We start from the raw sequence: 20799 nt of genomic DNA, 5'->3' as shown, positions 1-20799 counted from the left end.
TGTACACTGTATACAACATTGGACGCCCTGAAGGAGTGCCATTTCGGGCATGTCGCCGCGACGGACAGCGCCGGTCGGCGCCCCCGTTCAGCAGTCCCTGGCGGACCTCAGTTTACGCCGTACTTCGTGAACTCGTTGGAGATGCTGGGCTGGATGCCGCTCGCAGCCGACATGTCGGCAATGCCGGCCGGGCTCTCTCCCTTTCGCGACCGGGCAAGGCCGCGCCCATAGAGGGCGCGCGCACGCTGCGGATCGACCTTCAGCGAGGCGTCGTATTCTGCGATCGCCTTGTCGTATTCCTTCCGCTTCAGATAGATCAGCCCGATATTATCGTGGGCGTAGGGGTCGTCGGGGGTCAGTTTGAGGACGCTATTGCAGTCGGCCAGCGCCTCATCGAGGTTCGATCCCATGACCGCCCGCGTCAGGCACCGGTTGTTGAGCGCCGGTGTCATCTTCGGGTCGAGCGCCAGCGCCTCGTCGTAGTCGGCGGCGGCCTTGGCGTAGTCGCCCTTGTTGAACAAGGCGATGCCGCGGTTGAGGAACAGGTTGGCGTCGCGCGGCCTGAGCCGGATCGCGTTGTTCAGATCCTCGATCGCATTGTCGTATTCGCCGATGCTGCTGTAGAGGTTTGCACGGCTGGCATAGATGCGCGGGTTCTTGAGGTCGATGCGCAGAGCCTGGCTGTAATCCTCGATGGCGCGGACGATATCGCCACGGAATGCCAGAACCTGCGCGCGATAGTACAGTGCCGTCGGATTGCCCGGCGACAGGCGCAGCGCATTGTCGATGTCGGAGAGCGCCTGCGGGTAGTTCTTCTTGAGGCCGTAGGCAAAGCCGCGCTGGACCAGCGCATTGATATCGTCGGGGCTGATCAGCAGCGCGGCGTCGAAGTCGGCGATAGCGTCGTCCAGCCTGTCCTTGAAGATCTGCGCCATGCCGCGGTTGATGTAGGCCAGCGGCTCCTTGGGATCGAGCGCGATAGACGCCGTGTAGTCGCTGATCGCATTGTCGTAGTCGTCGATGCGATGGTAGGCGGCGCCCCGCTCGAAGAACGCGAAGGCCATTCCGGGGGCGAGCTTGATCGCATAGTCGAGATCGGCGACCGCCTCCTTTGCCTTGTCCATCTTCAGGTAGGCCGCGCCGCGACCGAGATAGGCGCGAGGCTCCTTTTCGTTGATCTCCAGGGCCGATTCGAAGTCCTTGACCGCGGCCTCGTACTCCTGCTTGTCGATCAGGGCCATGCCACGCTGATAATAGGCGTTGGCCACCTGGTCGGCGGTCTGCGCTACCGCGGGATCCCTCTTCCCGTCCTTATCCTTCTGCGTCAGCTTCAGGATGTTGGCCGTCTGCAGGCCAAGCCGCACCGCTTCGTTGAAGTCGACGATCGCGCGGTCCGGATCGTTCCGCTGCCGCCACGTGACGCCGCGGTTGATCAGCGCGTTGATTTCCTTCGGATTGAGCTTCAGCGCCTGATCGAAGTCGGCCACCGCCTCCTCGAACTTGCCCTTCTTCGTGTAGTAGAGGATGCCACGGTTGACGAGCGGCCCCGGATCCTTGGGCGTGAGCTCGTGGGCAATCGTGTAATCCTCGAGCGCACTGTCGGAATCGCCGATGCGGTGATAGGCGATGCCGCGCTGCATGTGGGCGAAGGCCTGCCCCGGCTTCAGCTTGATGCTCTCGCTGAAGTCGGCGAGCGCCTGCTTCAGGTCGTTCTTGTACATATAGGCGGCGCCACGCCCCACGAAGGGCGCCGGGTCGCGCGGGTTGAGGCGGATCGACTCGGAGAAGTCGGCGATCGCCTTGTCGTAGTCGCTCTTGTCGTACCAGGCGAGACCGCGCTGCAGGTAGGCAAACGCCGCCTGCAACGCCAGACGGTTGGCCTCCTGTTGCGGAGACCTCTCGAGCTGGCCGGTGATGGTGTCGTGCACGACGGAGAACGACACCGGTTGGATCTTCTCGGGCAGAAGCTTGATCGCCGTCGTGAAGTCGGAGATCGCCTGGTTCAGGTCGCCCTTGCGGCGATAGACGATGCCACGATTGGTCCAGGCACTGATTTCCTTCGGGTTGATCTTGAGCGCTGCGTTGAAGTCGGCGATCGCGCCCTCGTTGTTGTCCTTGCGCAGATAGAGCACGACGCCGCGATTGATCAGCGGCAGGGTCTCGCGCGGCGCGAGACGGATCGCGTCGCTGTAATCGATGATCGCGCGGTCGGCCTCTCCGATCGTCTGATGGACGACGCCTCTCTGCATGTAGAGATGCGGGTTGAGCGGCTGCGCCATGATGGCGTCGTTGTACATGCGGATCGCCGTTCGGAAGTCGGCCCTGGATCGCTTGTCGGCATCCGGGCCGGTCGCCGACATGCCGCGGTGCAGGTAGGCCAGCGCCAGGGGACCACCCGACAAGAGTCCCTTGTTGATGGCCTCGGTGCAGGCTGCGACCTTCGTCGGGGCATCGGCGCCGGTCACGCCGTAGCAGACGTCCGCCTCCGACGGTTCGCTCGGCTTCTTTGCCGCCGCTGGCGGTTGCTGGGATTGACTCTGCGGTGGCGGCGCCTTTGCGGCAGGTGGCGCGGCCGGCTTCGGCTGAGCCGCAGCAGAAGTCACGACGACGGCACACACCGCCCCCATCACGGCGCCGCGTGCAACGAGGCGCAAGGCGGCCCCACGCTCAAAACCCAACATGACCGTTCCTCTTGCAAGTGCGGACGGCCCCACAGCCATTCGCACCCGACAGGCGAAAATCCCCAACGCCAGGACTTTTCTGCCATCCGCGCGGCGGTTTCAAGACCACCCCATCGACGCCGAGGGCCTTTTTTGGCACCGTTCCGGCGTCAATCAAGGGAGGAAACCAATAATGACACTCAAGACGCGCCCGATCGGGCGCCGCATCGTCGTGGCCGGGCTCGCCGCGACCACCTTCGCCGCCCCCGCGATCGTCTCCGCTCAGGGGACCTATCCCAATAAGCCCATTCGTTACATCAACCCGTTCCCAGCCGGCGGCGGAACCGACACCCTCTCCCGCATCTTCTGCGCCAAGATGTCCGAACTGACCGGCCAGCAGTGGATCGTCGAGAATAAGGGCGGGTCCGGCGGCAATGTCGGCATGGACGCGCTGGCCCAGTCGGCGCCCGACGGCTACACGCTGGGCCTCGGCGGCATCGCGAGCCACGCCATCTCGCCTACGCTCTACGCTAAGCTGCCGTTCAACGCGAAGAACGACTTTACCTTCGTCACCACGATCTGGGAGCTTCCCAACCTGTTGGTGGTCAATCTCGACCTGCCGGCGAAGTCGGTCCCTGAACTGATCGAATTGCTGCGCAAGAATCCTGGCAAATACTCCTACGGCTCGGCCGGCTCGGGCACGACGCTCCATCTCTCGGGCGAACTGTTCAAGATCATGGCCAAAGTCGACATGGTGCATGTCCCCTATCGCGGCGGTGCCCCGGCCATGCAGGATCTGCTGGCCGGCCAGATCAACATGATGTTCGACAACATCCCGAGCGCGCTCGGCCAGGCGCGTTCCGGCAAGGTGCGCGCCCTCGCCGTGACCTCCGCGAAACGCTCGCCTGTGCTGCCGGATTTGCCGACGATCGCGGAAACGCTGCCGGGCTTCGACATCAGCTCCTGGACCACCCTCACCGGTCCCGCGAAGCTGCCGCCCGACATCATCGCGCGGCTGTCGGAACTGTCGAAGAAGGCGCTCGAGAGCGACGATCTCAAGGCCAAGTTCCTCGAACACGCCTCGGTCGCCATCTGGCGCACGCCGGCCGACACCCTGGCCTACCGCGACGCCGAGGAGGCCCGCCTCGCGCCGATCATCAAGGCCTCCGGCGCGCGCGTCGACTAGCGCGCACCCTGCGACAGGCGTGTACACTGAGGGCCATGCAGACCCTCAACACCGCCCAGACCGTCCTGTCGATGCTGGAAGTGAACGGCATCGACACCCTGTTCTGTCTCCCCGGCGTTCAGAACGATCCGTTCTTCGACGCACTCTACGACCGCACCAACGCCCTCCGGCCCATCCACGCACGCCACGAGCAGGCCTGCGCCTACATGGCGTTGGGCTATGCGATGGCCGCCGGCAAACCCTCGGCCTACGTCGTGGTGCCCGGCCCCGGCTTTCTCAACACGACGGCGGCTCTGGCGACCGCCTACGCCGTCAACGCGCCGGTGCTGGCACTGACGGGCCAGATCCAGCAGTCGATGATCGGCCGCAATGTCGGCCTGCTGCACGAACTTCCCGACCAGCTCGCCATTATGCGCGGCCTGACCAAATGGGCCGACCGCATCCCCTCGCCTACGGCAGCGCCAGGCCTGGTGAACGAAGCCTTCCGCCGTCTGCTGTCAGGCCGTCGCCGCCCGGTCGCGCTCGAATGCGCCATGGACACCTGGGCCAGGCGCGCACCGGTCGAGCTGATCGGCAAGGCGGCCACGGCCGATCCCTGCCCGGTCGACGAGGACGCCGTCGAACGCGCCGCCAAACTTCTGGGCGGCGCCGATCATCCGATGATCGTGGTCGGCGGCGGCGCCCAGGGCGCCGGCGAATACGTTCAGCGCATCGCCGAGCTGCTCGACGCGCCGGTCATGACCGGCCGCATGGGCCAAGGCGTGATCGATGGGCGCCATCGCCTCTCGATCACTGCGCCGGCCGGTTACCGCTTCTGGGGCGAAGCCGATGTCGTGCTCGCGGTCGGCACGCGCCTGCAGCCGCAGCAGCAGAACTGGGGCCTCGACGATTCGCTGAAGATCGTTCGCATCGACGCCGACAGCGAGGAACTCGACCGTCATCGCAAGCCGGAAGTCGGCATCGTGGGCGACGCCACGGCAACGCTCAAGGTGCTGGCCCAGCACCTCGAAAAGCATGCGCGCAAGCACAGCGGCCGGGCCGAGCATGTCGCCGGGATCAAGGCGGCAGCCACCAAGAGGATCCGGGAGACCCTGGCGCCGCAGATCGCCTACCTCGAAGCGATGCGCAAGGCACTGCCGGATGACGGAATCCTGGTCGATGAGCTGACACAGATGGGCTATGCGGCCCGCTTCGCCTGGCCGACCTACAAGCCACGCACCTTCCTGTCGCCCGGCTACCAGGGCACCTTGGGCTGGGGCTACGCCACCGCGCTCGGCGCCAAGGTCGCCCGGCCCGACACGGCGGTCCTGTCGATCAGCGGCGACGGCGGTTTCATGTTCACCGCAATGGAAATGGCGACGGCGGCCCAGCACGGGATCGGCGTGGTGGCCGTCGTGTTCAGCGATGGCGCCTTCGGCAACGTGCGGCGGATCCAGCAGCAGTCCTTCAACAACCGCACCATCGCCACCGAGCTGCGCAACCCCGACTTCGTAAAGCTGGCCGACAGCTTCGGCATCGACGCCGTACGCGTCGGCTCGCCGGACGAGTTGGGCACCGCGATCTCCCGGGGCATCGCCAAGGGTGCGCCATTGTTGATCGACTGCCCGGTCGGCCAGTTTCCCGACCCGTGGCCGTTGGTGACGCTGCCCCGGATCAGGGCTCGGAAGGGCTGACGCCACAGCGGAGCGGCGTCCCCTTCATGTCATGCTGAGCGCAGCGAAGGATCCCTCGCGTATTCAAGGAGTCCGCTGATCACTCCGCGAGGCCCTTCGCTGCGCTCGGGACGACAGATTGCGACACGCTGCCTTTCGCCCTGATCTCGGTGAGCAGCCGCGCGGCGTGTGCCTGGTCGGCGATGCGCTTCGACGTGAAGCGCGGGTCGAGGGCGGGAGAGACAAACAGGAGATGCCTCGCAAGGAAGTCCGGCGGTGGCGGCGGCTCGCTCTGCTCCTCAGGCATCTCGACCTCGGCCATCGCGAAGTAGGTCGAGCCGTCGTCGCGCTTGAAGAAATCGACGTCCCAGTGATAGGCGCCGTCGGTCCACGAATACCGGACCTTCACCAGCGTCTCCTTGCGCTGGGTCCACAGCCGCCCAAAGTCGACGGCGCTCAGGCCGGTTTCGATCTCGACGACCTGGCCGTCGATCGTACGCTTGTACGTGAAGACATGGTCGGTCTTGCCTTCGCCCTCGAGGGAGCGGATGCGCAGGCCTGGCGCGTCGAGATAGGCCTGACGCAACAGATGCCGCGCGACGCCTTGCATGGCGCCGAGTTCCGCTTCCAGGCTCACAGCCTGCTCGTTCAGGACAAACTTGCGCTCGTTTTCGATCGGCATGCTAAAATCGTCACCATGGCCACACAGACAATCGACGATCTGCCGACTCCCGCCCTCATTCTCGACCGGGCGATCCTGCGCCGCAACCTCAAGCGTATGAGCGAGCGCCTGCGTAACGCAGGCGTCATGCTGCGCCCTCACCTCAAGACCGCGAAATCGGTCGAGATCGGCCGCATGGCCGTCGAGGGTCATGACGGCCGCATCACCGTCTCGACCCTGGCCGAGGCGCGCTACTTCGCCGACGGCGGGTTCAAGGACATCCTCTATGGCGTCGGCATCATCCCGTCGAAGCTCGGCGCCGTGACGGAGCTGCGCCGGCGCGGCGTAAACCTGCGCGTCGTCACTGACAATCTTTCGGTCGCCAAGGCCATCGCCGCGGCAGCGACGGACGGCGATACCTTCTCCGTGTTCATCGAGATCGACAGCGGCGGTGGCCGTGCGGGGCTACCTTACCCCACTTTGCCCGGTCTGCTCGACATCGCCCGCGTCCTGCACGAGGCGCCGGGCGTCGACCTCGCCGGCGTCATGACCCATGCCGGCCATTCCTATCACCAGAGCACGCCCGACGGCATCGCGGCCGTGGCCGAGCAGGAACGCCTCGCCATCGTGACCGCGGCCCAGCAGCTGCGGGCGGCGGGCATTCCCTGCCCGATCGTCTCCGGCGGTTCGACGCCGACGGCGATGCATTCGCGCGACTTCACGGGCATCACCGAGATGCGGCCGGGCGTCTATGTCTTCAACGATCTCGACCAGGAATATATCGGCGCCTGCGGCGCGGGAGACATCGCGCTGTCGGTTCTGGCCTCGGTGATCGGCCACTATCCGCATCGCAACCAGCTGCTGGTCGATGCCGGCGCGTTGGCGCTCTCCAAGGACATCAGCGCCCAGGAGTTCCAGCCCAAGGTCGGCTACGGCACCATCGCCGATCCGCCGGCTGCCGGCATGGCGGTGATCGAATGCTCGCAGGAACATGGCTTCGTCGCCGCCGACGATCCGCTGCCCTACGGCAACCTGCCGATCGGCGCGCGCGTCCGCATCCTGCCCAATCACGCCTGCATCACCGCCGCCGCCTACGACCGCTACTACGTCGTCGACAGCGACCTCGATGGCGGCCGGTCGGTGGTTGACGTCTACGACCGCATCAACGGGTGGTGACCTTCCATTGTCATCCCGAGTGAAGAGAAGGATATCGCGTTCGCCAGGGAGTCCTTCGGTCGCTCGGCTAGGTCCTTCGCTTCGACCAGGACGACCTGTAGCTACAGCGAACTCACCGTATGGCCGCCGTCGACGGTGATGATGCTGCCGGTCATGAACGCGCCCGCTTCCGAGGCGAGCAGCAGCAGCGCGCCGTCGAGATGCTCGGGCTGGCCGATGCGGCGCTGCGGGATGCGGTCGATCAGGCGCTGGCCGCCCGGCGTCTTCCAGAAATCGCCGTTCATCTCGGTTTCGATGTAGCCCGGGCAGATCGCGTTGACGCGGATGTGATAGCGCGCCCACTCCATGGCCAGCGCCCGCGTGAGATGGATCAGCCCCGCCTTCGAGGCATTGTAGGGCGCCACCTGGCCGATCGTGCGCAGGCCCAGGATCGAGGCGATGTTGACGATCGAGCCCGGCCGCTTCGCCGCGACCCAGCGCTTGCCCGCGGTCTGCGTCATCAGCCAGGCCCCGCGCAGGTTGGTGTCGACGACCGAATCCCAGTCGGCTTCGGGCATGTCGAGCGCCGGCTTCACGATCGAGATGCCCGCATTGTTCACGAGGACGTCGACTGGTCCCAGCGCCGCTTCGATCTTGTCGAAGGCCGCCGCAATCGACTCCGCCGACTGCACGTCGAGATCGACGGCCAACGCCCTGGCACCGGCCTGCTGCAGTTCTCCCTGCAGGGTGGCCAGTCGGTCCGCCCGCCGCGCCGCGATCGCCACCGACGCGCCCGCTCCTGCCAGAGTGCGCGCGAAGTGAACGCCCAGGCCCGACGAGGCGCCGGTCACCAGGGCCACTTTGCCGCTAAGGTCGAATCGCTTGGACATGCCGGACGCTCCACTGTTTCATGCCGGCCTTATAGGCGAGCGACCCGTTTGGAGGAAACATGGACCTCGGTCTCAAAGGCAAGCGTGTGATGGTGACCGGTGGCACCAAGAGCATCGGACGCGCCATCGTCGACACCTTCCTGGCCGAAGGCGCGGTCGTGGGCTTCTGCGCCCGCGATGCGGCACTGGTGAAGGAGCGCGAGGCGGAATGGCGCGCGCAGCAGGGCCGCGCCAGTGGAACGGTGCTCGACGTCACCGACAATGACGCGCTCAAGGCCTGGATCGACGGCTTCGCGGCAGAGGGCGGCATCGATCATTTCGTGGCCAACGTGAGTGCCCTCGGCACCGACAACACGGTCGAGGGCTGGCGCAAGGCCATCGAGGTCGACCTGGTCGCGACAGTGAACGCCGTGCTGAACGTGCGGCCGCATCTCGAAGCGCGCGGCCAGGGCGCCACCCTCACCATCATCGGCACGACCTCATTGGTCGAGGTCGCGGGGCCGACCCAGCCTTACCGTTCGGTGAAGGCGGCGCTGGTGCCCATGGTCAAGTCGATGGCGATCGAGCTGGCGCCCAAGGGCGTGCGCGTCAACATGGTCTCGCCGGGCACGATCCTCGAAGACGGCAACACCTGGGGCCGCCAGCGCGACGCCGCCAGCGAACGCTACAAGCGCTCGCTGGCGCGCAATCCGACAGGCCGCATGGGCACGCCGCAGGAAGTGGCCAGCGCCGTCGTGTTCCTGTCCGGCGCGCCCGCCTCGTTCATCACCGGCATCAACATGGTGGTTGACGGCGCCATCACCTCGCGGGTGCAGTACTGACGCCAACCCGTACGCCATGGCCGCTGGCCGCGCTGCTGGTCGCGGCCGGCATGGTCGCGGCCTTCCAGGTCGGCAAGGCGCCACCCGCCCTCCCCTCGATCCGCGACGATCTCGGCGCGACCCTCGAGCAGGCGGGCTGGCTGCTGTCCGTCATCAACCTAATGACGGCGCTTGGCGGCATGGCGATCGCGCTGACGGCCGATCGCGTCGGTCACCGGCGGCTGGCGATCTTCGGCACGCTGCTGGCCGGCGCGGCAAGCTTCGCGGGCGCCTTCGCCCCCAACGTCGAATCGCTGCTGGTCGGGCGCATCTTCGAAGGGCTGGGCTTCATCACCGTCGTCGTGGCCGTGCCGACCCTGCTCCTGCGAATTATGCGCCCCAGTGATCAGCGCCTCGCCATGGCGATCTGGAGCACCTACATGCCGGCCGGCTCCGGCACCATGATGGTGATCGCGGCCATCGTGCTGCCCGGCACCTCCTGGCGCACCGTGTGGCTGGTCGCCGCCGGGGCGGCTGCGGTGATGGCGGCCGCGCTCCTCCTGCGCGCTGTGCCGCGGCGCGAACTCGATCCCCTGCCGGTGACGCGCCGCCCGGTCCTCGCGGAGATGAAGGAAGTCGCCACCAGCGGCGGGCCGCTGGCCATCGCGCTCTGCTTCGGCGCCTATGCCTGCTGCTGGTTCGCCATCATCGGCTTCCTGCCGACGCTCCTGATCGAGCGGCTGGGCTATTCCACCTCGACGGCCGCCATCGTCACGGCCGCAGTCGCCATCCTGAACGTGACAGGCAATCTCGGGGCCGGCTGGCTGCTGCACCGCCGGGTGCCGCGGGTCACCGTGATCGTCGGCGCCACCCTGTCGATGAGCCTGTGCGCCGCCGGCATCTTCGTGAACGGCGTGCCGGACCTCGCGCGGCTGGTGCTGGCCGGCCTCTATTCGACGGTGATCGGCGTGGTGCCGGGCGCGCTGTTCACCGCGATTCCAATCCATGCGCCGCGACGGGAACTGGCCGGCGCCTCGACCGGTCTGCTGATGCAGGGCTCCAATATCGGCGGACTACTCGGGCCTCCGATCACCGGTGCCCTGGTTGGCTGGGGCGGCTGGCCCAGCGCCGCCTGGCTGACCACGGTCGCGTTGGGCGTAGCGGCGGCCGCCGGCCTCTTCCTGCACTGGCTGGAAAGGCATAAGCTGGGGGCATGATCTACGTCGACATCGTCTCCGATACGATCTGTCCCTGGTGCTACATCGGCAAGCGCCGCTTCGAGCGCGCGCTGCAGCAGAGCGGCCGCACCGACGTCGCGGTGGCGTGGCGCCCGTTCCAGCTCAATCCCGACATGCCGGCCGAGGGCATGACGCGCGACGACTATGTGCGCGCCAAGTTCGGCGGCGGCGACCGGCCGCGCCAGATCTACCAGGCGATCGCCGAGAGCGGCCGTGAGGCCGGCATCGACTTCCAGTTCTCGCGCATCAAGCGCACGCCCAACACGGTCCTGTCGCACCGGCTGGTCCACTGGAGCGCCCGGAGCGAGCGTCAGGACGAGGTCGTGGCCGAACTGTTCAAGGCCTATTTCGAGGAGGGCCTCGACATCGGCGACCTCGATACGCTGGTCGAATGCGCCGTGCGTGCCGGCATCGAAGAAGACATTACCCGCCACTTCCTTGCGGGTGACGAAGGCCGCCAGGAAGTCGTCGCCTCCGATGTCTATGCCCGCCGCCTGGGCATCAACGGCGTCCCCTGCTTCATCGTGAACCGTAAATACGCGGTCTCCGGCGCCCAGCCGCCCCCCGCCTTCGTCGAGGTCTTCAATCTCGCCGAGCGCGACGCCGCCACGAGTGCCGCGCAGTCGACCGCGTAGCCACCTTAGGCAAATCACCACTGACCTCATCCTGAGGAGCCACGCGCAACGTGGCGTCTCGAAGGATGGGCAACGCACGCCTTGTTCGTAGCGACCCTTCGAGACGCGGCCTGCGGCCGCTCCTTGTATCAAGACACGGCCGCGCCGGCGTAGAGTTGCAGGTGCGGTCTCGGTGGAGAGCCCGCAGGCTCCTGGGGCCTCCAAGCCCGTCCCTGAGCTCGGCGCCTCCACCGTTGATTTTGTGATCCCGAACGGTCGCCTGGGCCGAACCGCGAGCCCGCATGCGCAAGGATGGGAGCCAAGATCCATGTTCGTAGGTATCGATGTGGCGAAAGAGCGCCTGGATGTTCATGTGCGCCCCGCCGGCGAGGCCTTCACCGTTGCCCGCGACGGAGAAGGCATCGAGGACCTGATTGGGCGGCTGAGTAAAATGGCACCTGCTCTGATCGTGCTCGAAGCAACCGGTGGCTTCGAGACGATCGTGGCGGCAGGCCTGGGCGCGGCGGGCCTGCCCGTGGCGGTCGTCAATCCACGGCAGATCCGAGACTTCGCCTGGGCCACCGCACGGCTGGCCAAGACCGATGCGCTGGATGCCGCTGTCATCGCCCACTTCGCCGAGGCGGTGAACCCACCGGCGCGACCGCTCGCTGACGAGCAGTCCAGACTGTTGGGCGAACTGATGGCCCGCCGCCGTCAGCTCGTCGAGATGATCGGGGCCGAGAGCAATCGCCGGCGCATGCTCACAGTTCGACGCACCCTCAAGAGCGTCGATCGCGTGCTTGCCACCTTGAAGGCCCAGCTCGAACAGATCGACGACGACATCGACACCGCCGTCCGGGGAACACCGACCTGGCGGGAAGCGGAGGACCTTCTGATCAGCGTTCCCGGCATCGGGCCCAGGATCGCCCGCACCCTGATCGCCGAACTGCCTGAACTGGGCCGTCTCGGCCGACGCGAGATTGCTTCCCTGACCGGCGTCGCCCCGTTCAATCGCGACAGCGGCACCTTGCGTGGCCGCCGTACCATCGCGGGAGGACGACCCGTCGTACGGGCTGCCCTCTACATGAGCATCCTCGTCTCCATCCGCCGCAAGCTGCCCTTGGCGCTGACCTATCATCGCCTGCGCGCCGCAGGAAAGCCGGCAAAGGTCGCCATCGTCGCTTGTATGCGCAAGCTCGTGACCATCCTCAACGCCATCCTCAGGGACAGAAAACAATGGGCAAACGCTTGACCAACACGACGGTCGCTCAGGGTGAGGCTGTGTGTTTGGCCATTCATATGTCGACTATCATATGATATGATAATCGGCATATCATGCCCATCAGCGCCACCCGAAAGGCCGCCATCCGGTCCGAGATCGTCGAGCATGCGGCACGGCTGTTCCGGCTGCGCGGCCATGCCGGTACCAACATCGACGACATCATGCTGGCGGCCGGGCTGACGCGCGGCGCCTTCTACGCGCATTTCACCTCGAAGGACGCCCTGTTCGCCGAGATCGTCCGGATGGGACACGGGCTTCTGCCGCGGCTGCGCGCGGCCGAAAAGGCCAGCACCGCGCTCGACGAGTATCTCGATAGGGAAAATCTGGCCGCTACCGCGCAGGGTTGCGCCCTCGCTGCGCTCGCCGGCGACGTGGCGCGCGCACCGCTGGCGGCAAGGCTCGCTTATGCCAACGTGCTCCACGGCGTGATCGCCGAACTGGCGCGTGGAAAGAAGCGCTCGCTCGATGCCGATGCGACCGCCGTTGCGATCCTGACGGTCGGCGCCATCACCCTGGCGCGGGCCTCGGGCGATCCACGGCTCAGCGACTGGCTGCTGCGCTGTGCCCGCCGCACGACGAAGGCGCTGATGAAGCCGAAGCCGAAGCCTAAGAAAGCCCCTAAGCGGCGAGCTTCGACAAAGAGGAAACGATCGACGTCACGCCCGAAAGCCGCTGGCGCTCGTCCGTCCAGACCCGCTGCACGATCACGCGGTGGTCGGGCCTGAGCTTCACCAGCGGCGCATTTTTCTGGATCCAGGCGACCAGGCGGTCCGGCCTCGGGAACTTGTTCTGGTGGAAGCTGAAGACGACGGCCTTCTCGCCGGCATCGATCTTCTCGACCTGCGCGGCGCGGCACAGGAGCTTCAGCGACACCGTGCTCAGCAGGAATTCCGCCTCCACCGGCATGCGGCCGAACCGGTCGACCAGTTCGGCGGCAAACGAGTCGATCTCGCCCTGGTTGGTGAGGCCTCCCAGGCGCCGGTAGAGGCCCATGCGGACCGACAGATCGGGCACATATTCCTCGGGGATCAGCACCGGGATGCCGAGATTGATCTGCGGCGACCATTCCGACTTCTCGGCTTCCTGGGAGCGCCCGCGTGCCACCGCGACCGCCTCCTCCAGCAGCTGCTGGTAGAGTTCGATGCCGACTTCGCGGATATGGCCCGACTGCTCGTCGCCCAGGAGATTGCCGGCGCCGCGGATGTCGAGGTCGTGGCTCGCGAGCTGGAATCCCGCGCCCAGCGTATCGAGCGTCTGCATCACCTCGAGCCGCTTGGCCGCCGCCTCGTTCAGCGCCCGGCCCGGCGGCACCGTAAGGTAGGCATAGGCGCGCGTCTTGCCGCGACCGACCCGGCCGCGCAGCTGGTAGAGCTGGGCCAGCCCGAACATGTCGGCGCGATGGATGATCATGGTGTTGGCGTTGCGGATGTCGAGACCGCTCTCCACGATGTTGGTCGAGAGCAGCACGTCGAACTTGCCCTCGACGAAATCCTGCATCGTGTTCTCGATCGTGGTCGGCGCCATCTTGCCGTGCGCCATACCGAGGCGAATTTCCGGCACCAGCTCGCGGATCTCCGTGGCAACGGACGCCAGGTCCTCCACCCGCGGACAGACGTAGAAGGTCTGGCCGCCGCGATACTGCTCGCGCAGCAGAGCCTCGCGGATGGTGACCCCGTCGAAAGGCGTGATGAAGGTGCGTACCGCCAGTCGATCGACCGGCGGGGTGGCGATCAGGCTCATGTCGCGCACGCCAGTCAGCGCGAGCTGCAGGGTGCGCGGGATCGGCGTCGCCGTCAGGGTCAGCACATGGACGTCGGCGCGCAGCTCCTTCAGGCGCTCCTTGTGGCCGACGCCGAAATGCTGCTCCTCGTCGACGATCAGCAGGCCGAGATCCTTGAATTCGATGCTCTTGGCCAGCAGCGCATGCGTGCCGCAGACGATGTTGACGGTGCCGTCCTTCAGCCCTTCCTTGGTGGCCTTGGCCTCCTTGGCCGGCACCAGGCGCGACAGGCGGCCGATGTTCAGCGGCATGCCCTGGAAGCGCTCGACGAAGGTGCGGTGGTGCTGACGGGCCAGCAGGGTCGTCGGGCCGATCACCGCCACCTGCTTGCCCGACATGGCCGCCACGAAGGCCGCGCGCAGGGCAACCTCGGTCTTGCCGAAGCCGACATCGCCGCACACCAGCCGGTCCATCGGCTTGCCCGAGGACAGATCGTCCATGACGTCGGAGATCGCCTGGAGCTGGTCGTCGGTTTCGGCATAGGGGAAGCGCGCGCAGAATTCCTCGTACAGGCCGTCAGGCGGGCTGAGCGTCTCGCCGCGCCGGACCGCACGCTCGGCGGCGATCTGGATCAGCCGGTCGGCCATGTCGGCGATGCGCTGCTTGAGCTTGGCCTTGCGCGACTGCCAGGCGACGCCGCCCAGCCGGTCGAGGACGGCCCCCTCCTCGCCCGCGCCGTAGCGGCTCAGCACGTCGATGTTCTCGACTGGCACGAAGAGCTTGTCGCCGCCGTCATAAGTGAGGCGCAGGCAGTCGTGGCGCGCGTGATGAATCTCGAGCGTCACGAGCCCTTCGTAGCGTCCGACGCCATGCTCGCGATGCACCACCAGGTCGCCGTCGCTGAGCGCCGAGGCCTCGGCGATGAACCGCTCGGACGGGCGGCGCTTCTTGGCAGGGCGCGACAGGCGGTCGCCGAGAATGTCCTCCTCGCCGATCACTTCCAGCCCGTCGAGCACGAAGCCGTGCTCCAGTGGCCAGATCACGACGGCGACGACGCCGGCCGGCAGGGCCTGCACCATGGCGAAGTCGGCGGCGAGCACCGGCGTGGTGGCGCCATGCTCTTGCAGCAGGTGCTGCAGGCGGGTCGTCGATCCGTCGGTGTAGCCGGCGACGACGATGCGACGGCCGGCGTCGTTGGCCGCCTTCACATGCTCGGCCACCTTGTCGAACAGATTCACCCCTTGCGCCGTACGCGCCTGGGCAAAGCCCTCGTGGCGGCGGCCGCCGAGATCGATCGTATTGACCGCGCCGGGCGCCGAATCGAAGCTCGAGAACTTGGCGACGGGACGGCCGTCGAGCAGGCGCTCCCATTCGGACGGTTTGAGATAAAGCCGCTCGGGCGGCAGCGGCTTGTAGTCCGCGCCGCCGGTCATGCCGCCCTTGGCGCCGGTCTTCTTGCGGGCGTCGTAATAGTCGGCGACCAGCTCGTAGCGCGCGCCGAAGGCTTCCGAGGCCTCATGATCGGCTGTGACGACCGCGCCGGGGCAGTAGTCGAGCAGCGTTTCCATGTGATCGTGGAACAGCGGCATCCAATGCTCGACGCCGACATGGCGCTGTCCGGCCGAGACAGCTTCGTAGAGCAGGTCGTCACCCGAGACGTTGCCGAACAGCTCGCGATAGCCGCTGCGGAAACGCTCGATGCTTTCGGGCGTCAGCAGGACTTCGCTGACCGGCAGCAGCACGACCTCTTCGCGGGTTCCGGTCGAACGCTGGCTCATTGGATCGAAGGAGCGGATGGCCTCCAGCGTGTCGCCGAACAGGTCGAGCCGCAGCGGCTCCTTGGTGCCGGGCGGAAAGAGATCGAACAGGCCGCCGCGCACGGCGAACTCGCCCGGCTCCATCACCGTCTCCGACCGGCCATAGCCGTTCTCGCCGAGGAATTTGGTCAGCCAGGCGACGTCGAGCATCTGCCCCTTGCGCAGGATCGTCGCTGCCTCGCTATAGAGGCTCCTGGGCGGCACGCGCTGTAGCGCGGCGCCCACCGAAGCGAGGATGATGCGCGCCGGCGCGCCAGGGGCCTTCGGGGTGGCCAGCCGGCTCAGCGTCTCCAGGCGTTCGGCCACGATGTCGGGATGCGGCGACATGCGATCGTAGGGCAGGCAATCCCAGGCTGGAAAGACCAGCACCTCGCGATCGGGGCTGAAGAAGCGCAGCCCGTCCTGTAGCCGCTCCAGCCGCTGCCCATCGCGCGCCACATGCAAAATGTCCACGCCGCCGGTGGCGCGTGCCAGCTCTGCCAGGACGAGGGCATCGGCGCCTTCCGGCAGCCCGGCGAGGGTCCATTTGATGGCCTTGCGCGGGATCGCAGCCAGTGCACTGACGAACGGCAGCGCCACTAAAACCTCACGCGAAACGCCAGCAGCTTGCGCACCACCGTCGAATCTTGATCGGCGGGAACTTCGACCTTGCCCGAGACCCAGTCGTAGATGTCGTTGTCGCCGACCGAGAGCAGCCGCTCATACTGGTCGAGCTCGGCGGCGCCGAATTCCCCGAGATGCGCGCGCGCGAACTGCCCAAGGAGGATGTCGTTCTCCTTGTTGCCGCGATAGGTGCTGCGGTAGAGCAGGCGCTTCCGCCGCGTCTCCAGATCCGTCTCGCCAACCATGTTTTCCCCAGTCCCGGACCCAAAAGGGGCGTAGCATATAGGCGGCGGCGATGGCGAAGTCACGCAGCCCAGATCCAGCCAACGATGCGCCCTCAAGCCCTCACCCCCCTCTTTGCCCATGTCACGTCGCTCCCCGGAATCGGGCCACGGCTGGGCACTCTCGTGGAGAAACTTGCAGGCAAGCTGGTCGTCGACCTGCTCTGGCACCTGCCCTTCGCCGTGATCGACCGGCGGAACGCGCCCGACGTGGCCCAGGCGCGCGGCGGCGAGGTCGCGACCCTGACGGTCAATGTCGACGAGCACATGGTCCCGCACAGTCCGCGCCAGCCCTACAAGATCTGGTGCAGCGACGAGAGCGGCCGAATTTGTCTCACCTACTTCAACGGCCGCGAGGACTATCTCAAGAAGCTGCTGCCGCCGGGCGAGACGCGCGTGGTGAGCGGCAAGGTCGAAATCTACCAGGGCGAGGTGCAGATGACGCACCCCGACCATGTCGTCCCGCTGACCGAGCGCGAAGCGATCCTGCGGGTCGAGCCCCTGTATGGCCTCACCGCTGGGCTCACCCAGAGGCCGGTGCAGAAGGCCATTGCGGCCGCTGTCGACCGCGCGCCGGCCCTTCCCGAATGGCAGGACGCCGCCTTTCACCGAAAACAGGGCTGGAGCGACTGGAAGACCGCCGTTGCGCGTGTCCACGCGCCCGAGGAGATGGGCGATCTCTCTCCGTCCCACCCTGCCCGCGCCCGCCTCGCCTTCGACGAGTTGCTGGCCAGCCAACTCGCCATCGCGCTGGTGCGCCATCACAACCGCACCCTGGCCGGTCACGCGACCAAGGGGGACGGCCGCCTGCGAAAGACCGCCCTCGCCTCGCTGGGCTTCGAGCTGACCGCCAGCCAGACCCAGGCCATCGCCGAGATCGCCGACGATCTCGCCAAGGAAGAGCGCATGGTGCGGCTGCTGCAGGGCGATGTCGGCAGCGGCAAGACCCTGGTGGCGCTGCTGGCCATGCTGATCTGCGTCGAGGCCGGCGCGCAGGCCGCGATGATGGCGCCGACCGAACTGTTGGCGCGCCAGCATTTCGCGACCATCGCGCCGCTCGCGGAAGCGGCCGGCGTGAAAATCGCGTTGCTGACCGGGCGCGACGGCCAGCGCCAGAAGAAGCAGACCTTGCAGGGCCTGGCCGACGGCACGATCCAGCTCGTGGTCGGCACGCATGCGCTGGTGCAGGAGGATGTCGAATTCGCCGACCTCGCCATGGCGGTGGTCGACGAGCAGCACCGGTTCGGCGTGCATCAGCGCATGGCGCTGTCGTCGAAGGGCCATGCCGTCGATCTGCTCGTCATGACCGCGACGCCAATTCCGCGCACGCTCATGCTCGCCGCCTACGGCGATCTGGATGTGTCCAAGCTCACGGAGAAGCCCAGGGGCCGCCAGCCGATCGACACCCGCACCATCCCGCTCGAGCGGCTCGGTGAGGTCGCGCAGGGGATCGGACGGCAGATCGCCGCGGGCGCGCGCGTCTACTGGGTCTGCCCGCTGATCGAGGAATCCGAGGAAATCGACCTCGCCAACGTGACCGAGCGCTTCCAGCTGTTGAACGACCGCTTCCCCGGAAAGGTCGGTCTGCTGCATGGCCGGCTGAAAGGGGCCGAGCGCGAGGCCACCATGGCCGCCTTCGCCGATGGCCGGCTGTCGATCCTCGTGGCCACCACCGTGATCGAGGTCGGCGTCGACGTGCCGGCCGCCACGGTGATGGTGATCGAACACGCCGAGCGCTTCGGCTTGGCGCAGCTCCACCAGCTGCGCGGCCGGGTGGGACGCGGCAGCGCCAAGTCGACTTGCCTGCTGCTCTACGCGTTGCCGCTCGGCGAGACCGCCAAGTCGCGCCTGGCGATCATGCGCGAGACCGAGGACGGATTCCGCATCGCCGAGGAGGATCTGAAGCTGCGCGGCGCCGGCGAGCTTTTAGGCACCCGCCAGAGCGGCCTGCCCGACATGCGGCTGGCCGACCTTGCCGTTCATAACGAGCTGCTCGAAGCCGCCCGCGACGATGCCCGGCTGGTGATCGCCCGCGATCCCGACCTGCAAACCGAGCGCGGCACGGCGCTGCGCGCCCTCCTCTACCTCTTCCGCCGCGATGACGCGGTGAGGACGCTGCGGGCGGGTTGATCAGCCCAACTGGCTCACAAACGTCCGCAGAGCCTCGCGCGCCGCTTCGGCCGACTTCTCGGCGTCGGTGCGGCGATTGGCGAGCGCCTCCAGATCGGTTTCCTGCTTGTCGAGGGTCGCGAGATAGCGGCGCTGGAGGTCGCTGGTGGGCGGCACCCTCGCTAGGTTCTCGCGCAGGCGTGCCTGCTCCTGCACGATCGCCTGCCGCTCGGTATCGACCTGCGCCACCTTGCGCTGGGCCTCTGCGGCCGCCTGCTGAAGCTGCAGCACGCGGGTGAGCTGCTCGCGCGTCTTCGCATCGAACTCGCGGGCCTGGGCATAGACGCGGATCTGCTCGGCCGCGCTTTCGACCAGCCGGATTTCCTGCTGTTGCGTCTGCTCCTGCACGACCTCGAAGGTCTGGGTCTGCTCACCGCCCGGAAGCTGGAACGGGATGCGATAGTTGCCTTCGCTGAGCTCTACGTCCTTGGACTCCGGCCTGGTCAAGGTCCAGCCCGGCAGGCGCCGTTGCACGACGACCAGCTGGCGCGGCTCCTTGGCCGGGCCACGCACGCGATAGACCGTCGTCTGTCGCACGACGCGCGACAGCCGCAGCGCGCCATTGGCGATGGTGCCGGACGCCACCCGATCGGTCTGCGCCACGTCGCGCTCGATGATGATCTTCTCGTCGAGCGCATAGGCCAGCAGGCGGGTTTCGCCGACCGGGAAGCCCGAAAGACGCGCGTCGCCGACATAGGACACGTAGCCTCCCTTGTCGCGCTCGTAGAGGGTGATGATGCCGGGCGGCAGGCCCGACTCGCCATCGTTGGTCAGGCGGATCGCGGCCAGCGGGTTACGCGCGGCGGTGTCGGCCTGATAGAGCGCGAGGCGCGCCGCCGGCACCTGCCGGTCGACGATCGGGATCGACAGCGTACGGCCGTTCTCGACACTGACCGCGCGCGGGAACTTGAAGATCACCTGCGTGGCGGCGTCGCTCGCCTCGATCTGCTCGGCGGCAGTTGCCAGTTCCGCGGGCGGCGGCGGAGGGGGTGCCATGGCCGGCGCGCCGACCGAACGCTCCTGCTGCGCGCGATACGGCGCGGGCGCCGGCATCGCCAGCGAGGATTTCGCTCTCTGCTGGTCGGCCGTGACGCCGCCGCGATCGATACCCGGCATCAGGCGGCCGGCAATCTCGACCGGTACTTCGGGGCGGGTGACGTAATAGGCGTTGTAGAGAGCCTGATGGAAGGCCACCGGGCGGCCCGACACGAGCGTCAGCTCGACGTCCTTCCAATCCTGGCCGCTCAGATTCTCGACCACGGCCCACCCCTGCAGACCCGAGCGCGCGGCGGCCGGATCGGCGCCGAGAGTCAGACGGTAGGAGGCCTTCCAGACCGGCGCCTCGACGATGTAGGCCACGCGCACCGTGCGCTTGCCCTGCCCGCGCATCGCGAGGTCGATGGTGCGCGCGTCCTTGGCGCGGTTGCCCTGGATGGCGATCAGTGCCTGACCGACCTTGTCGCGCAAGGCCGTATCGGCGAACTGCAGGTTCTCCGCATCCTCCAGGATGAACTGCTGCAGGCCGCGATCAGTGTAGAGCGTGACCCGCGTGCGCTTCACCATGCCCTTGTTGTCGGGCAGCGCGACGCTGTCCTCCTCGACCGACACGATGCGGCCGGAGATCGAGCGACTGCCGCCGACCGTGACCTGCGCACCCTTCAGGGTCTGCAGCAGCTCGGCCGGCGAGCCCAGCGAATTCTGGTCGAACGGAAGATCCTTGAACGCCTGTGCCAGCGGCTCGCGGCCCGGCAGGCTGAGCCCGCCCACGCTGCCTTTGTCGTCATAGACGACGAGGCTCTTCAGCACGTCGTCCACCTGTCCCAGCGACACGGTGAGCTTCAGGGTCGCGTCGCCGTCGACGCTCGCCTCGTATTCGAAATAGCCGAGACCGCCCGAGGAGAGCATGACCCTCTTCAGCGCGAGGTCCTGGGCGAAGGCGAAGCTCGGGAACGCGATAAAGCCCACCAGGGCCACGACGTTCATCAAAAAGCGCATGGTCTCTCCCGGTCGATGCCCGCGCACCGTGCACAGCGACTGTGACACAAGCACGGCAGCGGCACGACGAAACTAC

The 20799-nt window shown here is 67.1% G+C and carries 15 protein-coding genes; 9 read left to right on the top strand and 6 right to left on the bottom strand.

The features are described 5' to 3' along the window. Positions 1–107: 107 nt before the first annotated feature. Positions 108–2681, bottom strand: coding sequence for a tetratricopeptide repeat protein (locus ACP15H_RS09345; protein WP_425065922.1), 2574 nt, complete (start codon positions 2679–2681; stop codon positions 108–110). 172 nt (positions 2682–2853) lie between these two features. Here ACP15H_RS09345 and ACP15H_RS09340 point away from each other — a divergent pair, with 172 nt between their 5' ends. After that, a complete protein-coding gene (locus ACP15H_RS09340; protein ID WP_425065921.1) occupies positions 2854–3846 on the top strand; it encodes a Bug family tripartite tricarboxylate transporter substrate binding protein in 993 nt (330 codons plus the stop codon). 35 nt (positions 3847–3881) lie between these two features. After that, positions 3882–5519: a thiamine pyrophosphate-dependent enzyme gene (locus tag ACP15H_RS09335; RefSeq protein ID WP_425065920.1), complete on the top strand. Its 1638-nt coding sequence runs from the start codon at positions 3882–3884 to the stop codon at positions 5517–5519. A 79-nt stretch (positions 5520–5598) separates the two neighbouring features. Here ACP15H_RS09335 and ACP15H_RS09330 read toward each other — a convergent pair whose 3' ends face one another. After that, entirely contained in the window at positions 5599–6180 is a 582-nt protein-coding gene (locus tag ACP15H_RS09330) for a hypothetical protein (RefSeq protein WP_425065919.1), read from the bottom strand. Positions 6181–6195: 15 nt separating this feature from the next. Between ACP15H_RS09330 and ACP15H_RS09325 the strand changes: the two genes are divergently transcribed. Continuing rightward, entirely contained in the window at positions 6196–7335 is a 1140-nt protein-coding gene (locus tag ACP15H_RS09325; protein ID WP_425065918.1) for an alanine racemase, read from the top strand. Between the two features lie 101 nt (positions 7336–7436). On the opposite strand, the gene ACP15H_RS09320 is transcribed toward ACP15H_RS09325, so the two are convergent. After that, positions 7437–8204, bottom strand: a complete 768-nt coding sequence (locus ACP15H_RS09320; protein ID WP_425065917.1) for an SDR family NAD(P)-dependent oxidoreductase — start codon at positions 8202–8204, stop codon at positions 7437–7439. Positions 8205–8263: 59 nt separating this feature from the next. On the opposite strand from ACP15H_RS09320, the gene ACP15H_RS09315 reads away from it, so the two are divergent. The 5 genes from ACP15H_RS09315 to ACP15H_RS09295 all read left to right on the top strand — a co-directional run bounded on the left by ACP15H_RS09315 (position 8264) and on the right by ACP15H_RS09295 (position 12863). After that, positions 8264–9025 (top strand): SDR family NAD(P)-dependent oxidoreductase, encoded by a 762-nt coding sequence (locus tag ACP15H_RS09315; protein WP_425065916.1) that lies wholly within the window; start codon positions 8264–8266, stop codon positions 9023–9025. A 50-nt stretch (positions 9026–9075) separates the two neighbouring features. Next, entirely contained in the window at positions 9076–10221 is a 1146-nt protein-coding gene (locus tag ACP15H_RS09310) for a CynX/NimT family MFS transporter (protein ID WP_425065915.1), read from the top strand. Then, the gene (locus ACP15H_RS09305; protein ID WP_425065914.1) at positions 10218–10877 is read left to right on the top strand and encodes a DsbA family oxidoreductase; all 660 of its coding nucleotides are present in this window, start codon (positions 10218–10220) and stop codon (positions 10875–10877) included. Before ACP15H_RS09310 ends, ACP15H_RS09305 begins: the two co-directional genes overlap by 4 nt. A gap of 307 nt (positions 10878–11184) precedes the next feature. Then, positions 11185–12108 (top strand): IS110 family transposase, encoded by a 924-nt coding sequence (locus ACP15H_RS09300; protein ID WP_425065913.1) that lies wholly within the window; start codon positions 11185–11187, stop codon positions 12106–12108. An 83-nt stretch (positions 12109–12191) separates the two neighbouring features. Continuing rightward, positions 12192–12863, top strand: coding sequence for a TetR family transcriptional regulator (locus ACP15H_RS09295; RefSeq protein ID WP_425065912.1), 672 nt, complete (start codon positions 12192–12194; stop codon positions 12861–12863). On the opposite strand, the gene mfd is transcribed toward ACP15H_RS09295, so the two are convergent. Next, on the bottom strand, positions 12757–16254 hold the full coding sequence (mfd, locus tag ACP15H_RS09290) for a transcription-repair coupling factor (RefSeq protein ID WP_425065911.1): 3498 nt from the start codon (positions 16252–16254) through the stop codon (positions 12757–12759). The two genes, ACP15H_RS09295 and mfd, sit on opposite strands and share 107 nt — an antisense overlap. Further along, entirely contained in the window at positions 16254–16523 is a 270-nt protein-coding gene (locus ACP15H_RS09285; protein WP_425065910.1) for a succinate dehydrogenase assembly factor 2, read from the bottom strand. Before ACP15H_RS09285 ends, mfd begins: the two co-directional genes overlap by 1 nt. On the opposite strand from ACP15H_RS09285, the gene recG reads away from it, so the two are divergent. Further along, the gene (recG, locus tag ACP15H_RS09280) at positions 16413–18689 is read left to right on the top strand and encodes an ATP-dependent DNA helicase RecG (protein ID WP_425065909.1); all 2277 of its coding nucleotides are present in this window, start codon (positions 16413–16415) and stop codon (positions 18687–18689) included. The genes ACP15H_RS09285 and recG overlap by 111 nt on opposite strands. On the opposite strand, the gene ACP15H_RS09275 is transcribed toward recG, so the two are convergent. After that, entirely contained in the window at positions 18690–20723 is a 2034-nt protein-coding gene (locus tag ACP15H_RS09275) for a DUF4139 domain-containing protein (protein ID WP_425065908.1), read from the bottom strand. Positions 20724–20799 lie beyond the last annotated feature (76 nt).

Origin of the sequence: Reyranella sp. (assembly GCF_965249915.1) — a bacterium.
Classification (GTDB): Bacteria; Pseudomonadota; Alphaproteobacteria; order Reyranellales; family Reyranellaceae; genus Reyranella.
The sequence above is the reverse complement of the archived record's forward strand: the minus strand, read 5'-3'. Positions and strand labels throughout refer to the sequence as shown.